Source organism: Sphingomonas echinoides, assembly GCF_029623395.1.
Taxonomy (GTDB): domain Bacteria; phylum Pseudomonadota; class Alphaproteobacteria; order Sphingomonadales; family Sphingomonadaceae; genus Sphingomonas; species Sphingomonas echinoides_A.
The window spans coordinates 25,931-40,812 of the sequence record NZ_JAPYKK010000012.1 but is presented as its reverse complement, the minus strand read 5'-3'; the positions used below and the strand labels follow the sequence as shown (position 1 = coordinate 40,812).

Below are 14,882 nucleotides of genomic sequence, written 5' to 3'. Positions count from 1 at the left end.
CATCCGCCGCATTCTCGGACTAACGCGCCTCCCTCGGTCGGGGCGTAGCGCAGCCTGGTAGCGCATCACACTGGGGGTGTGGGGGTCGCAGGTTCGAATCCTGTCGCCCCGACCAGAGATCAAGATCGGTCCGGGCGGCGCGCCCGCCGGTCAATCCATGACACATCGGAAATCCGTGATCAGGACCGTCGACTGCAGCAGGATCGCTGTAGGCCGCGACGGTCAACGGCCTATCCGCCTCTTACTCTGGTGTTGCGCCACGGATCTGGGGGCTCGTGGGACAGCATAGACCCCGCATTCTTCCGGACACTCGCCTTGGCGGAATGCGGCTCGTCTTATGCCGGGATCGCGCGGTCGCTGGACTTGGCTGGTTCCGGACCGGATGCCGGTCGCGCCGTTGCGGTGCCTCCCGTCCAAGTCTAGAGCGCGACGCTCGCATGGCGTTTGCGCCATGTGCTTGTCCGGAGAACATTCTTGCGTCGTCAAACCATTCTTATGTCGCTGGCCGTTGGCCTGTCGCTGCTTCCTGCCGTCGCCACCGCGCAGGCCGCCGATCCGGACGTGCGCTGCATGCTGGTCAGCAACGTCTTCGCGGAGAAGGAAGCCGACCCCAAGAAGAAGCAGGTCGCGATTATTTCGGTCGCCTATTATCTTGGCCGGATCGACGCCAAGCTGTCGCCCGCGCAGTTCCGCAGCTCGGTGATCGCGGTCGGCAAGGAGCCGATGGGCAAGGAAATCGCCCAGACGATGACCAATTGTGCGCGCGGGCTTCAAGCCAAGCAGATCGCGACTGCGGAGCTGATTCAGGGCGTCGCCAAGAGCCAGCAGCCTGCCGCCGCCAAAAAGTAAGCTCTATCCCATGACCCGCGCCGCGATGCTGCCGAGCAGGATCGCGGCGACTGGGCCGACCGCGAGGACCCGCCGCCAGCGCGGGACCGCCCAGACCTCGCGTTGACCGAGCATCAGCGCCGCCGCCGCGCCCGTCGCGGTGATCGTCCAGAAATGGTACCGAACTTCCGAGGCGACGCTGAGCGGCAGGTAGCTCAACGCATAGAGCAGCGCGGACCACGCCAGCGCGGACGCGACGTCGCCCTGCTGGCCGCCCGGCTGGCTTATAGTCGGTCGCAGCACGACGAGTCCGAACGCCAGCGCGATCCAGCATGCCGGCCAGCCGAGCGGGGTTGCGAGCGCCATCGTCGCGACCGTGGTGATCCCCCGGTTCAGCGCGTTGGGCGCGACAGCATAGCCCCAGCGGTTGGGATCCGAGGCGAGCGACAGGCCGGGAAGGTCACCGTCCCGCACCAGAAAGCGCGTATTGCGATCAAAATGCGCCAGCCGATGATCGAGATATGCCAGCGGATGCGCCACAATCGCGGCAAACCACCAGCGATATGCGGCATGATGCGCGCGTAACGGCGCTTGCACGGTCTCGAATCCGATCGCGCACGGCTCCTCTCCCCACCAGGCGTAGCGATCCCAGGACACGGGCGAGTAACAGGCGCGATTGACCGCCATCGGGTTGGCGACCTCGGTCGGTGGGAAGACGTTCGCGTTCGCGAATCGCCCGATCCCGCCAAGATCGTAGATCACCAGCGACAGCTCCACCCCGCTGCGCTGTGCGCGCAAGGCCGCGTTCGCGAGGGGGAGGGCGAGGACCAACGGCACCACCGCCAGCACCGCCGTCGCGGTGAATCGCGCGGGCGATCGGCGCCACGCCGGTGGTGTGAGCGCAACAAGCAGCGGCAGACAGGCCGGAACCGCGTTGAACCGCAGCGTTGCGGCGGCAATCAGCAGGATTATGGCGGCGAATTTCGGCCGTCGGTGGTGCTCGGACGGCACCGCGATCAACCCTGCGGCCAGCAGCAGCGTCCCCGCGAACAGGCTGTCCTTGAGGATCGTGCCGAGCAACACCAGCGCGATCGGCGACGCTGCGAGCAGCAGGATCGCGACGCTCCCCCAGCGCTGTCCCCGGCGCAGCGCGGCGACTGCGAGCAAGCCGGTCCCGCTTGCGTACAGCATGGCTTGCAGCACGAGCATCGGCGCTGGTCCCGCCGCGCCATGCCGCAGCTGGTGCCACAACCAATTCATCGCGGGCGGGTGCCAATCGTCATAGCGTCCGCTAACCGCCTGGCCATATTGGCGGATCGCATCCCACGTCATGATTCCGGGCCAGAACGCCGCCAGTTCGACAAGCGTCGCAAGCGTGATCAGCAGCGCGACGCGGGGGACCGGGCGGATGGCACTTCGCATGGATCGCGGTTAGCATGTTCAACCGGAGGGTCGTCACGCAACAATTGCAGAGGATTGCAATTTTGCGCGGAAGGATTGACTATAAGGGGTAATATATCCGGGGGAGTTTCATTTTGGCTCAGGCTGTATTGATTGCGGATGATCATCCGATGTGCGCAACGGCGCTTGCGATGGCGACAGAACAGGTCGCGCCGGGCGCAGACACGGTCAAGGTTGGAACGATCGCGGAAGCGGTGTCGGTTGCGGAGCAACGCCGGTTTGACTTGATCCTGCTCGATTTGATGCTCCCGGACGTGCAGGGCTTTGCCGGGTTGTTGATGCTGCGCCGGCTCCAGCCGCGCGCGACCATCGCGATCGTCAGCAGCACCGACGAACCCGCGGTCATGCGCCGCGCGGCGCGCGAGGGCGCGAGCGGCTACATCCCCAAGAGCGCCCCGATGAGCGCGATGGTCGAGTCGATCCGTTCGCTGCTTGCGGGAGTCAACGCGTTCCCGGCCGAAATGCTCGACCCGGACCCCGCCGGGACGGTGGTTCCGTCGCGGATCGGCGAATTGTCTCCGGCACAGTTCCGCGTCCTGCGTGCGGCGGCGGATGGCAGCCAGAACAAGCAGATCGCCTACGAACTCGGGATCGCCGAAACGACCGTAAAGACGCATTTCGCGCAAATCTTCCGCAAGCTCGGCGTGACCAACCGAACGCAGGCAATCCTTGCGCTCCAGGCGCTGGATGTCGCTGCCTGAGTGTCGTATAATACTGTTTTTTAAGGTTTAAATCTGGAGCCCTATCAGGGGGCGGGCGTCCTGCGCGCTTCCTCGATCGCCGCCATGGTCCGCACCGCCAGGTCTTGCAGCTTCTCGCTCGTGCGACATTCGCCACGTTCGATCGCAAGGCACGCCAGCCCGAGTTCGAGCGCGCCGATCCCATTGCACGCCCCGCGCAGCGCATGCGCTTCGCGCTCGGCCCGCACATAATCGCCCCCGCCGAGCGCCCCGGCGATCGCCTCGCTTCGCGCCGCGATGTCGCGCACCATCATTTCGAGCAGCCGGTTCGCATCCGCTTCCCCAACCGCACCCCGCAGATCGACCAGCCGCTCGCAATCGAGCAGCGCGACGGGCGCCGGCGCCGCCTTCGCCGCACCGTTTGCGCCAGCCAGCAGCGTGGTGACGTTGGCGATCAGTTCCTCGGGCGCGAACGGCTTGCGAACGTACGCGTTCGCACCGGCATCCAGCGCCATCTTAACGTGCCAGTCACTGCGCCGCGCGGTAAGGATCAGCACCGGCAAGTCGCGGAACATCGCCGACGCCCGCATTTCGCCGAGGATCGTCAGGCCGGTCTTCCCGGGCAGCGCGCAGTCGAGGATTACAAGGTCCGGCCCGCTTTCCCACAGGCTGTCGAGCGCATCGGCACCGTCGCGGACCGACACCACCGTGTGTCCCAGCGGGGTCAGCGTCCGGGCAACGATTGCGCAGATCAATTCGTCGTCGTCGACAATGACGATGCGAGCCATCGGCTACCCCGTTCGCTTGATGCGCTGCAACTGCGCATGACCAGAGCGAAGCGCGCTTTCGCGCTGCGCCGTGGTCGGATCGTCAAGTTGGTCATCGATTTCGCGCGCGACCGTCCCGAGTTCGCCATGCCCGAAGAACGCCGCAGTTCCGGCAACCTGGTGGAGCGCATGGCGAAGCGCATCGATTGCCGCGGTATCGATTGTTTCCAGCGCGATCGTCGTGTCGTACAATGCGAACAACTTACGGACACGCGCGTCGAACTGCCCCTGAAGTTCTTCGTCGTCATTGGTTGCCGGCGGAACGATGAGCGAACGCCTGGGAACCGCCCAACGCCGCACGATCTCGTCGAGCGCACCCATTTGGACCGGTTTCGCGAGATGTCCCTGCATCCCCGCCGCGACACAGCTTTCTACGTCGCTGGCATAGGCGTTCGCGGTCAGCGCAACGATCGGGAGCGTTTCGGCTGAAATACCGGATTCCCGAATCCGTTTGGTGGCTTCGATCCCGTCCAGTTCTGGCATTTGCATGTCCATCAATATCAGCGCGAAAGGCGTGCCCGCGCTGTTCGCGCTTTCGACCATCGCGATCGCATCCAACCCTGTGCGGGCAATCTCCGGACGGTAGCCAAGCCGCGTTAGCATAGCCTTAATAAGGGTCTGATTGACCTCATGGTCTTCCGCGACCAGCACGCGGGCGCCGGGGACCGCAGGTAGCATCGGCACCTCTGCGGGCGCGGAAAGGGGCGCCGATGGCTCCGCCGGCGCAACGATCAGCGGAAGGCGAACCGTGACCGTCGTTCCGACGCCAACGGTGCTGGACAAGGAGATGGAGCCGTCCATCAATTGCGCGAGCTCGTTCGAAATCGCGAGCCCAAGCCCTGTGCCACCGTGCCGCCGCGAAGTGCTGGGATCTTCCTGAACGAACTCGTGGAAAATCGCTCCCTGGCGGTCTGCCGCGATCCCGACACCCGTATCGGCGATCGCAACGACGATCATGCCGTCTTCGCACGTCACACTGAGCCGAATCGACCCACGTTCGGTGAACTTCGCCGCGTTGCCGAGCAGGTTGAGCACGATTTGCCGCAGCCTCAGACCATCGCCAAGCACCGCTGGAGGGACCGTGTCGGCAACCTCTACCTCGAGGGCGATACCCGCGGTGGTGGTCAGGGGCATGATCAGCCGTGCACAGCTGCGCGCAAGATGGTGCCAGTCGACCCGGTCCTGCGCGAGCGTGACATGGCCTGCCTCGATCTTGGACAAGTCCAGAATGTCGTTGAGCAGCCGCATCATCGCCTTTCCGGAATCGGCGATCATCTGGAGCTTCTGCTGTTGGTCCGCGCGAGGGTTTTCAGCGAGCAACAATTCGGTGAACCCAAGGACGCCGTTCATTGGCGTGCGAATCTCGTGGCTCATGTTGGCAAGAAAACTCGATTTCGCCTGCGCTGCGACTTCGGCATGGCGGCGTGCTGAATCGAGTTCGAATTCAAGCCGTTTGCGTTCCGTGATGTCGCGCACTGACGAAATAATTTCGCGCGGCTCCCCCGTCACGGGGTCACGCACCAACCCGCTGTTCGATTCGAGCCAGCGCCACGTGTCAGGCTGATCGACGCGTTTCATGCGGTAAGCGACGACTTTTCGATCGATCAGGCCCGTGCCAAGGGCCGTGTGAGCGCTGAGCACTCGGTCGACGTCGTCCGGATGGTATCCCCGCAACATGTTCCGCCCGACCAGTTGGTCCGGCGTGAGGCCGACAAGATCGAAGACCGACGGTGATACATAGAGGCAGACGCCGTCGATGGTCGTGCGGAACACCGCATCGGTCGCGTTTTCCGCCAAAAGCTTCAACTGTTCGGTGCGCTCGCGCAGCGCCGCCTCGGTCGCCTTGCGGCGCGTGATGTCGACGTTAACGCCGATGAAGCCGACCTGACGGTTGGAATCGTCATATTCGCTTGCGGTGATCGTCTCCACCCAGCGGATTGATCCGTCCGGTCGAACGAAGCGGAATTCGGTCCGCAATTGATGCGAATGTAGAACGGTATCCCGCCACTCCTGCCGCAATCGAGCCAAATCGTCCGGGTGAACCGCCGGGATCCAGCCGTCCCCTAATGCCTGTTCGAGAGTCATTCCAGCGACATCCAGCCAAGCGGGATTGGCATAGATGATGCCGCCCTGAGCGTTGGAGCGATAGATGCCCGCGGGCGACAACGCCGCCAGCGTTTCAAACAACCGTTTGCTCTCGGCAAGCGCGATCCGGGATCGCCGCTGTTCCGTAATGTCGACGACCGCGCCGACGAAGCCGGTGAGAACGCCTTCATTGTCGAATTCAGCGCCGTTGACGCTCTGCACCCATAATTCGCCTCCGCCTGTATCGCGGAAGGCAAAGTCGCGGACTTTGACGACCCCCGGTTTCAGGTCTTTCCAAGCAGGTTCGCGAATGAAGGTCTCGGGGTCGGCCAGCGCTTTCATCCAGCCGGTTCCGAGCGATTCCTCAACCGTGAGGCCGATCTTGTTCGCCCATGCGCGGTTTACGTAGGTCAATCCTCCATCAGGGCCGGCGCGGAAAATGCCGACCGGTGCCGCCTCCGCCAAGCGGCGGAAACGGCCCTCGCTGTCTTCCAGTGCGCGCTGGGTCGCGACGGCTGCGGTGATGTCGCGGATCGTGCCGATCGTACCGTCAAAATCGCCATTCGGTTGCGCAAGGCGGCGGAGCGTGACCTCGATATGGCGACACTCGCCGGACGCGGTGTAGAAGCGTTGCTTGAGCGTGGTTTCCTCGATTTCGCCCGAAACGATCCGGGGATAATGCGTGGCGGCATGGGTGCGATCCTCAGGATGCAACAGCCGCGCAGTGCTCCACCCGAGGCTCCCCTCGATTGAATAGCCCGTCAGCGTTTCCCACGCCCGGTTGAGGAAAATCCAGCGACCCTCGGCATCGGTACGGAACACCGCTTCCTGCATCGCTGCCAGCAACGTGTCCGAAAAATCCCGGGCATATTTCAGTTCGGCGCGAGTCCGGTCTCGCGTGCTCAAGATCGAGGCGAACGGAAGCCCGATGCCGAACGCAGTTGCGAGCAGCACCTGCAGGACATGGATACGCATACTGAACGTCGCGTCTATCAGCCACATCGGTCCGGACCCGCGTAGCGTCTCCACGGTCGCGACGACGGACACCACCAGGATGGTCGCCGCCGTGCCGATGATCCCGAGACGGAGCGCCGACACGATCATCATCGGCAAGCACAGGAAGGCGAGCGGATAGCGTGTCTGGCCAAACACCGCGACGGCAAGCGCTGCACTGCCGAGCAGGATACCCGCAATTTCCGGAATGCGGTTGCGGTCGATCTCGTGCCGTCTGGGCCAGGCATCGATCGCGATCAACGCAACGGGACCCGTGATCAGCATGCCCAACCCGTTTGCGAGCGACCAGGACAGCCATGCTCGCCAAGCGATCCATTCCCCGGGGCTGGCCATATGCAATGCGATGACAAAGCCCGAAACCAGCGGTGCCGCGACGGCGCAGCACAGCCCGTATCGCACGACGTCCGAAATCTCGCGCATATCGGGTTGGCGGGATTTAGACTGAAAGAACAGGGCGCAGCCAAATACGGCCTCGGTGACGTTGATGAACGGGTACGTCAGGTCCGTTTTAGTGAGGCCACCGACAGCAAAACTGGCGAGCGCAAGGCCGATCAGCGTCGCCACGATCCAACCGCCGGACCGCGTCCATCCGCTCCGCAGAATGGCGGCCGTGAGTAAGGCATTGGGAAGCCACAACGCTGCGATCGAGTCGCTGCCCACCGACAGGACGATTCCAACCCAGGCCAGCCCGAAGATCATGGCGCCGAACGCGCATCGGCCCAGCAACCAAACTCCCCGATCGAGCCACCGCCTCTGCTGATCGGATCGCTGTGGCAATGCTCTGTTCTCACTGAAGAAGGGGGAATGCCCGAATTGATAGCAAATCATGCGAACGCTGTCGTGGACCAGATGAGGTAACTCCACGGCTGTCCTACAGGAACCAGAACGGTTAATTGCCTTCCTAAGGAGGCTGCCATGACGATTGACGGACTGATCGACCGAGTTCTCGAGCAAGAAGGCGATTACGCGAATGATCGCGCCGATGCGGGGGGAGAGACACGGTACGGCATCACCGCTGCGGTGGCGCGCGCGCATGGGTATGTTGGGCCAATGCGGCGCTTTCCGATCGCCACCGCCCGGGAGATCTACCGAAGTACATATTGGGAGCGACCGAGACTGGATGCGGTGGCGGAATACGCGCCAGAGGTCGGGGGCATCCTCTTCGACACGGCTGTAAACATGGGGCCGTCGGTGGCGGCGACCTTCCTCCAACGATCGCTCAACGCTTTGAATCGCGGGGCGAGAGATTATCCCGACGTCGTGCCGGACGGCGCCATCGGAAGCGCGACCCTTGCCGCCTTGTCGGGCTTCGTCGCACGGCGGGGGAAGCGAGGCGAGCGTGTTCTCGTCAAGGCGATCGAGGCGTTACGCGGAGAACGCTATGTCGCCTTGGCGGAATCTCGGCCAACGGATGAGACGTTCCTGTACGGTTGGCTAGCCAACCGGATCGGTTAACCGAGAGGAGTGGGAATATGACATTGCTGGACGGAATAATCGGGCCGATCGCCGGGATCATCGACAAGATCATTCCCGACCCGAAAGCGCGTGACGAGGCGAAGCTGAAACTGCTTGCGTTGCAAGGCAGCCAAGATCTGGAACAGGTCAAGACGCAGATCGCAGCGATCCTAGCAGAGGCGCAATCGACCGACCCCTGGACGAGCCGAGCGCGGCCCAGCTTCCTCTACGTGATGTACACGATGCTGCTGTGGTCCATCCCGATGGGGCTGATCGCCGCAGTCGAGCCGAAGATGGCAAACGACATTGCCGCGGGAATGAACGCCTATCTGTCGGGCATTCCGGAACCACTCTATGCGCTCTTCGGCACAGGGTATCTCGGGTACACGGCGGCGCGGTCCTGGGGAAAGGCGCGTGGCCTCGACAAATGATCGTGGAGAATTGCCTGGCTGCATCACTGTGCTATCCCGCTCCACCACCCCTGGAGTTGCCCGATGCGCCCTGCTTTCGCCTTCCTGCTTGCTGCGACCGCCACCCCCGCCTTTGCCGCACCGCCGCAGGTCCATGGGTTTGCCAGCCTTGCCCTGTCCCCGCAGGGAGATCAGGTTGCGTCGGTCGAAAGCACCGGGTCGCCAGGCAACAGCACGATCGCGCTCCGCAGCGTACGTGGCGGCAAGGTATTGCGAAGCTTCGATCCGTGTCGCAGCGCCTGCTCGCTGTCGGGATTGACCTTCGCATCCGACGGCACGCTTGCTTGGCTCGAACGCGACCGGACTGCGGGAACGATGATGCTTGCGGTCGATAAGAACGGCAAGGTGCGTACCATCGCGACGGTCAAGGGCATCGCCCAGACGCCGCGCTTCAGTCCTGATGGCAAGCGGATCGCGCTATTGGTGACGATTGGCGCCGCGAAGGAAGCGGGCGCCGCGCAAGCCGGTGTCCGTCAGGTCGGCGAGATCGGCGAAAAGAGCGACGAACAGCGGATCGCCGTGTTCGATCTCGCGGCGGGGCCAATTGCAGCCGATGCGGTCAAGCCGGTCTCGCCGGCAGACCGCTACATTTACGAATATGACTGGACGCCGGACGGCTCCGGCTTCGTTGTCACGTCAGCCCTAGGGAACGGCGACAACAATTGGTGGGTTGCTACGCTCGATGCCATCGACGCAACCAGTGGTGTGGTCCGGACGATCGCCAAGCCCAAGACACAGCTCAATTTTCCGCGCGTGTCACCCGACGGCAAGACCGTCGCGTTCATCGGCGGTTTGATGAGCGATTTCGGCTCGGTCGGGGGCGATGTCTGGACGGTACCTTTTGCGGGGGGCGAGCCACAGAATATCACGCCGAGGGCGCGGTTGACTGTTACGTCGCTGGTGTGGACGGATGGGACAATCCGCGGGACAGCGTTGCGGGGCGAGCAGGCCGGTCTGTTTTCTGCATCGAGCGACCGCGCGGACGGGTTCGGCTGGTCGCGCCCTGCCAGTATCAGCGCGGGCGATGCCAAGGCGGCGTGGAGCACGAACGGTCAGACGGTTGCGACCGTCGCACAGGACTTTACCCATGCTCCCGCGATTTTTGCGGGGCCGGTGTCCGCACCGGTGCAGATCACGCACGAGAACGACGCAATTTCGCCTACGATGACGGCGCGTTCGATCAGTTGGAAGAACGAAGGGTTCACTGCGCAGGGCTGGCTGCTCGCCCCGCTGGGCGCGGATCCGACGAAGAAGGCGCCGATGATCACGATCGTCCATGGCGGTCCTTCGGCGGCGAACACGCCGTATTTCGGTGGTGGCTACAATGATCTGCTCGACGCGGGCTATTATGTCTTTCTGCCTAATCCACGCGGAAGCTACGGTCAGGGCGAGGCGTTCACGGCCGCAAACAAGCGTGATTTTGGCGGCGGTGATTTGCGCGACATTCTCACCGGGATCGATGCAGCCGAAAAGGTCGCGCCGATCGATGGCGCGCGATTGGGGCTGACGGGAGGCAGCTACGGCGGGTTCATGGCGATGTGGGCCAATACCCAGACCAACCGCTTCAAGGCGATCGTCGCGGGCGCGGGGCTGTCCAATTGGGTCAGCTATTATGGCACCAACGGGATTGACCAGTGGATGCTGCCGTTCTTCGGGAAGACCCTGTACGAGGACCGCAAGGCGTATGAAGACGTTTCCGCCGTGAATTTCATCACTCGTGCGAAGACCCCGACCTTCATCTACGTCGGCGAGCGGGACATTGAGGTTCCGCCGACCCAGTCGGTCGAATATTGGCATGGCCTGAAGGACCAGGGTGTTCCGACGAGCCTGGTGATCTATCCGGAAGAGGGGCACGGCATTCGCGCACCAGCCAATTCTGCCGATCTGCGGAAACGGACGCTGGCCTGGTTTGACCGGTATCTGAAGCCCGTACAGTAGGTCCGCTAGGCGTATCGTCGTGATGCAACGTCCCGGCCGTGTGCCGGGGGGTGGGCGAGGGGCGCGCGTGCGGCGAACCGCGTCACCAGCCTTTCACGTCGCCGTAATCGCGTAATGCTACGACAAAGGCTGACCGGACTCTTTCCACTTATCTAGGATTTCGGAAGTGTCGGGCAACTTTGGTTCCGGCGGCGTAAGCGCGGTTTTCAGGACGCTGGCTTCTTTCGCAACCGGCGCCTGAGCGGGCCGAATGGCTATGGGCGCGCTTCGGGTCGTGGCGACTTGGAGCGGCCTGGGCACGGGTTCGCCACCCCGATAGACTTGGCGGAACGCAGCGAACGTTCCTGAACGCCCTTGCCAGCGGTGGAAGAAATGCGCGCCTACTACGGCGGTCATCACGAGGCTTCGGTTCCAGTCGGGCGTCACCGCAAACGTATGGTAATGAGTCGCTAGGCCGACATCGCGCATCACGCCGCCATCAAGCGCCGCCGCCGCCACACCCACAGCCCGCGACCATGCGGCCTGATCGGGCATGCCGCGTGTGATCGCACCGTCGCACGCAAAGCTGAACTGGCAATGCCCCTCCGTCGAACCCTGATAGATGACGCCGCAAATGGTCGCGGGGAAGGCCGGATGGCGCACCCTGTTCAGAATGACTTGGGCGACCGCGCGTTGACCCGCGACCGGTTCCCCACCTGCTTCATAATAGATCGCCGCGCTCAAGCACTGGAGTGCGCGGCCGCGATCGGTCGGACTGGCGCGGGCGGTGGAGAAAGGCGCCGCGGCACGCACCGTTCCGTCCCCACCCAGCAGTCGCGCCAGTAACGGCAGCGCGCCAATTGTTCTGATCGCTGTAGGCGTTGCGGTGTCCTCGGCGTAAAAATAGGCGGCACCGGGGAAATGATCTTCTGTGTCGAAGCCGTTCTTGTCCGAATCGCTTTGTTCGGCCTCGGCGGTCTGGTCGACGATCGCCCGCATTGCCGGAATGCCGCACAGCGCGACGACCACCATCGCACATCCAACACTCAGCAGGCTAACAGGCGTTGGGGCGAAACGATAATCGTAAAGGCGGCGCGCAAGATCCATTCCCCCGCGAATAGCGCGTCGGGGTTACCAGGTTGCTGACGCTCGTTCCCAGGAGGGAGGCCAATCCGATCCCGGCAATCCTTGCGCCGCATTGACGCTAGGAAGGAACCCGAAAGTCCACATCGCGTCGCCGCACGCGTTGGAGACTCCGGGCTCAGCCTTCTACAAGAACTCGGCTGGCCATCAGCGCAGCGCTTGCGCCTCCAACTTGAGGGCGCCCGCTGGGATCACCTCAAGGCGGGGATAGGTCTTGCGGAGCGGGTCGACGAAATCCTTCGCATCCCCGACCACGACGATGCTCGCTGCTGCTGGATCGAGGAGCGCCGCCGCCGCTGCTTGGACCGCTGAGGGTTCGACTGCCGTGACCTTGTCGACATAGGTGCCGAGCTCACTCAGCGGCACGCCCTGCACGACGTAGCCGCCGACGGTCCCGGCGATACCACCAGTCGTTTCGGTCGCGCGGCCGAAATTGCCGATCAGGACCGCCTTGCGTGTTTCCAGTTCGGCAGGCGTCACCGCTTCGACGCCGAGGCGCTTCATCTCGGCGAGAATGATCGACACCGTCTCGGGGGCGGACGGATTTTTCGTCGACGTTCGACCCGCGATCATCCCGGGCTGACGCCCTGCCTGAAGCGAACTGCCAGCGCCGTAAGCGAGTCCGCGCTTGATACGGATTTCCTGGTTGAGCCGCGAAGAGAAGCCGCCGCCCAGAACCGTATTGGCGACCGCCGTCGGATAATAGCGAGGGTCGTTGCGGGCCAATCCGGGGCGCGCGACCACGACGCCGGCTTGGCCCGCACCCGGCATGTCGATGACGACGACGCTTGGTTTGGGGTAATTGCCGGCCGCAACGCGCGCCTGCGGTGCCGCGACCGCACGCCAGCCCGCAAAGCTTGTCTCCGCCAATTGCCGTGCGCGTACCGGGGTGACGTCGCCCACCATGACCAACGTTGCCTGTTTTGGTGTCCAGGTTGCAGCGTAGGCGTGGCGGATGTCGCTTGCGCCGATTGCCTTGAGCGACGTCGGCGTCCCCTCCAGCGGATGGCCGTACGATGTTGTGCCGAGCGCCGCGCGCGCGGCAACGAGGCCAGCGAGTTGGCTTGGGTTCTTCATCGCGACTTGTACGCCATCAATCGCCTGCGCCCGCGCGCGTTCGATCTCGTCGGGCTGGAAGGCCGGGTTGCGCGCGACGTCGGCGAGAATGCCAAGTGCGGGGGCCGCCTGGTCAGATTTGACGGTGATGTCGACGCTCGCGCCATCCCAGCTTGCGTCGCTCGAAATAGCGCCGCCGAGCGTCTCGATCTGTTGCGCGATGTCGGTCGCGCTGCGGGTCTTGGTGCCTTTGGTCAATAGCGTCGCGGCCAAGCTGTTGACGCCGGGCAGCGTGGCGGGATCATTCGAGCCGCCACCCTGGCCAACCAGCAATGCCGTGATCAGCGGCAGGTCATGCTTTTCGACCACCACGACCCGCATTCCGTTGGCAAGCGCGAATTCTACCGGCTTCGGGCTGCTCGCCTGAACCGTCGCGGCGGGGGCGGGAGGCGCGATACGGTCGGCGACGCTGGCAGGGGTGACGATCTGGACGTCTGGCGGGGTGACGAGCTTCTGCGCGATCACGCTGTCCGCGACTGCAATCGTATCGCCTTTCGCGCCGTTCGCGCTTTCGGCGGGGAGGTAACGGATCGTCGCGGCACGATTGTCCTGCAGATATTTGCGCGCAACGCGCTGGACGTCGGCGGCGGTGACACGGCCGATTGCTGCGAGTTGCCGGTCGGCGGCGTGCGGGTCGCCGTCGATGATCGTCGCTTGCGCGATCGTGCGGCCCTTGCCCTCGGCGGTTTCGCGACCGAGCAGTTCGGCGGTGACGATCTGGTTCTTCGCCTTCGCCAGCTCAGCCGGGCTGACCGCGGTGTCGCGCATCCGCGCAATCTCGCGCCGCAGCGCGGCCTCGCCGATTGCGACGTCCTTACCGCCGGCCATGATCGCGATCACCGCGAAGTTGCCGGGGCCTTGCTTGACGTCGAGATAGGTCTCCGCCGACTGCGCAAGCTGGTCGCGATAGACGAGGCTCTCGTACAGCCGCGAGCTTTCGCCCTGCGACAGGATCGTGTTGAGCACCGCGAGCGCTGCGCTGTCGGGATCGCGATCGGCGGGGATCGGGTAGCTGATCAGGACCGCGGGGAGCGGGGTGTTGGCTTCATAGACCGTGCGGCTGACGGCTTGCGTGCGCGGCGGCTCGGTCGTGGTGACGCGCGGGATCGGACGGTCGGGGCGTTTGATCTTCGCGAAATACTGGTCGACCCACTGGTTGAGTTGCGCGGGATCGAAATTGCCGGACACCACCAGCACCGCATTGTCTGGCCGGTAGAAGGTCGCGTGGAACGCGCGGACGTCGTCGATCTGCGCGCTGTCGAGATTGTCGATGCTGCCGATCGTCCCGCGCGCATAGGGGTGGCGGGTGTAGCTGATCGCGGGGAAATATTGCGAGAACAGCTTGCCGTAGGGGCGGGCGTTGGTGTTCTGGCGGAGTTCCTCCTTCACCACGTCGCGCTCGGAGGCGAAGCTCTTGGGCTCGACCACCAGGCTTGCCATCCGGTCGGCTTCGGCGAACAGCAGGCGCTGAAGGTGGTTGGCGGGGATCGTCTCGTGATATTCGGTGTAGTCGTCGTTGGTGGACGCATTGTTGTTGCCGCCGACGTCTTCGGTCAGCCGGTCCATCTGTTCGGACACCAGGTTGCGCGTCGCCTTGAACATGAGATGTTCGAACATGTGCGCGAAGCCCGAGCGGCCGGCGGGATCGTCCTTCGAGCCGACGTCGTACCACATCTGGACCGAGACGTTGGGGGTGCTGGTGTCGCGGATCGCATAGACGCGTAGGCCGTTGGCGAGCGTGCGTTCGGTGAAGGCGATCGGCTTGACGGCTGGGGCGGGGGCGGTCGGTTGCGCCTGCGCGAGAGTCGCGGGCAGCAGGGCGGCGCCCAACAGGAGGGCGGCACGGGACAAACGCATGGGGGAGACTCCGGCGGTGCAGGCTGATG

General features: G+C 64.1%; 10 protein-coding genes and 1 tRNA gene. 6 read left to right on the top strand and 5 right to left on the bottom strand.

Annotated features, from left to right (window positions below; genetic code table 11):
* Positions 1-38 precede the first annotated feature (38 nt).
* A tRNA-Pro gene (locus QBJ92_RS09350) sits at positions 39-115 on the top strand.
* A 359-nt stretch (positions 116-474) separates the two neighbouring features.
* On the top strand, positions 475-849 hold the full coding sequence (locus tag QBJ92_RS09345) for a hypothetical protein (protein WP_277969418.1): 375 nt from the start codon (positions 475-477) through the stop codon (positions 847-849).
* Between the two features lie 3 nt (positions 850-852).
* Here QBJ92_RS09345 and QBJ92_RS09340 read toward each other — a convergent pair whose 3' ends face one another.
* Positions 853-2,250 carry a hypothetical protein gene (locus QBJ92_RS09340; RefSeq protein WP_277969417.1) on the bottom strand — a complete coding sequence of 466 codons (1,398 nt, stop codon included), beginning with the start codon at positions 2,248-2,250 and terminating at the stop codon, positions 853-855.
* Positions 2,251-2,363: 113 nt separating this feature from the next.
* Between QBJ92_RS09340 and QBJ92_RS09335 the strand changes: the two genes are divergently transcribed.
* Positions 2,364-2,990 carry a response regulator transcription factor gene (locus tag QBJ92_RS09335; RefSeq protein ID WP_347342789.1) on the top strand — a complete coding sequence of 209 codons (627 nt, stop codon included), beginning with the start codon at positions 2,364-2,366 and terminating at the stop codon, positions 2,988-2,990.
* Positions 2,991-3,034: 44 nt separating this feature from the next.
* Here the strand turns inward: QBJ92_RS09335 and QBJ92_RS09330 are convergent, their stop codons facing one another.
* On the bottom strand, positions 3,035-3,757 hold the full coding sequence (locus tag QBJ92_RS09330) for a response regulator (RefSeq protein WP_277969416.1): 723 nt from the start codon (positions 3,755-3,757) through the stop codon (positions 3,035-3,037).
* 3 nt (positions 3,758-3,760) lie between these two features.
* Positions 3,761-7,594, bottom strand: coding sequence for a PAS domain S-box protein (locus tag QBJ92_RS09325; protein ID WP_277969415.1), 3,834 nt, complete (start codon positions 7,592-7,594; stop codon positions 3,761-3,763).
* Between the two features lie 216 nt (positions 7,595-7,810).
* On the opposite strand from QBJ92_RS09325, the gene QBJ92_RS09320 reads away from it, so the two are divergent.
* The 3 genes from QBJ92_RS09320 to QBJ92_RS09310 all read left to right on the top strand — a co-directional run bounded on the left by QBJ92_RS09320 (position 7,811) and on the right by QBJ92_RS09310 (position 10,758).
* Positions 7,811-8,350 carry a glycoside hydrolase family 108 protein gene (locus QBJ92_RS09320; RefSeq protein WP_277969414.1) on the top strand — a complete coding sequence of 180 codons (540 nt, stop codon included), beginning with the start codon at positions 7,811-7,813 and terminating at the stop codon, positions 8,348-8,350.
* Between the two features lie 17 nt (positions 8,351-8,367).
* Positions 8,368-8,781, top strand: a complete 414-nt coding sequence (locus QBJ92_RS09315) for a holin family protein (protein ID WP_277969413.1) — start codon at positions 8,368-8,370, stop codon at positions 8,779-8,781.
* Between the two features lie 63 nt (positions 8,782-8,844).
* Positions 8,845-10,758 carry a S9 family peptidase gene (locus tag QBJ92_RS09310; protein ID WP_277969412.1) on the top strand — a complete coding sequence of 638 codons (1,914 nt, stop codon included), beginning with the start codon at positions 8,845-8,847 and terminating at the stop codon, positions 10,756-10,758.
* 117 nt (positions 10,759-10,875) lie between these two features.
* Here QBJ92_RS09310 and QBJ92_RS09305 read toward each other — a convergent pair whose 3' ends face one another.
* Both QBJ92_RS09305 and QBJ92_RS09300 read right to left on the bottom strand, forming a co-directional pair.
* Positions 10,876-11,769 (bottom strand): cell wall hydrolase, encoded by an 894-nt coding sequence (locus QBJ92_RS09305; RefSeq protein ID WP_277969411.1) that lies wholly within the window; start codon positions 11,767-11,769, stop codon positions 10,876-10,878.
* Between the two features lie 258 nt (positions 11,770-12,027).
* Positions 12,028-14,853, bottom strand: coding sequence for a M16 family metallopeptidase (locus QBJ92_RS09300; protein ID WP_277969410.1), 2,826 nt, complete (start codon positions 14,851-14,853; stop codon positions 12,028-12,030).
* Positions 14,854-14,882: the final 29 nt, after the last annotated feature.

What these genes read in the sequence shown, in the direction of transcription:
- QBJ92_RS09310 (WP_277969412.1), top strand. Translation starts at nt 8,845, where the DNA reads ATGCGCCCTGCTTTCGCCTTCCTGCTTGCTGCGACCGCCACCCCCGCC.
- QBJ92_RS09340 (WP_277969417.1), bottom strand. Translation starts at nt 2,250, where the DNA reads ATGCGAAGTGCCATCCGCCCGGTCCCCCGCGTCGCGCTGCTGATCACG.
- QBJ92_RS09300 (WP_277969410.1), bottom strand. Translation starts at nt 14,853, where the DNA reads ATGCGTTTGTCCCGTGCCGCCCTCCTGTTGGGCGCCGCCCTGCTGCCC.
- QBJ92_RS09320 (WP_277969414.1), top strand. Translation starts at nt 7,811, where the DNA reads ATGACGATTGACGGACTGATCGACCGAGTTCTCGAGCAAGAAGGCGAT.
- QBJ92_RS09325 (WP_277969415.1), bottom strand. Translation starts at nt 7,594, where the DNA reads ATGATCTTCGGGCTGGCCTGGGTTGGAATCGTCCTGTCGGTGGGCAGC.
- QBJ92_RS09315 (WP_277969413.1), top strand. Translation starts at nt 8,368, where the DNA reads ATGACATTGCTGGACGGAATAATCGGGCCGATCGCCGGGATCATCGAC.
- QBJ92_RS09330 (WP_277969416.1), bottom strand. Translation starts at nt 3,757, where the DNA reads ATGGCTCGCATCGTCATTGTCGACGACGACGAATTGATCTGCGCAATC.
- QBJ92_RS09305 (WP_277969411.1), bottom strand. Translation starts at nt 11,769, where the DNA reads ATGGTGGTCGTCGCGCTGTGCGGCATTCCGGCAATGCGGGCGATCGTC.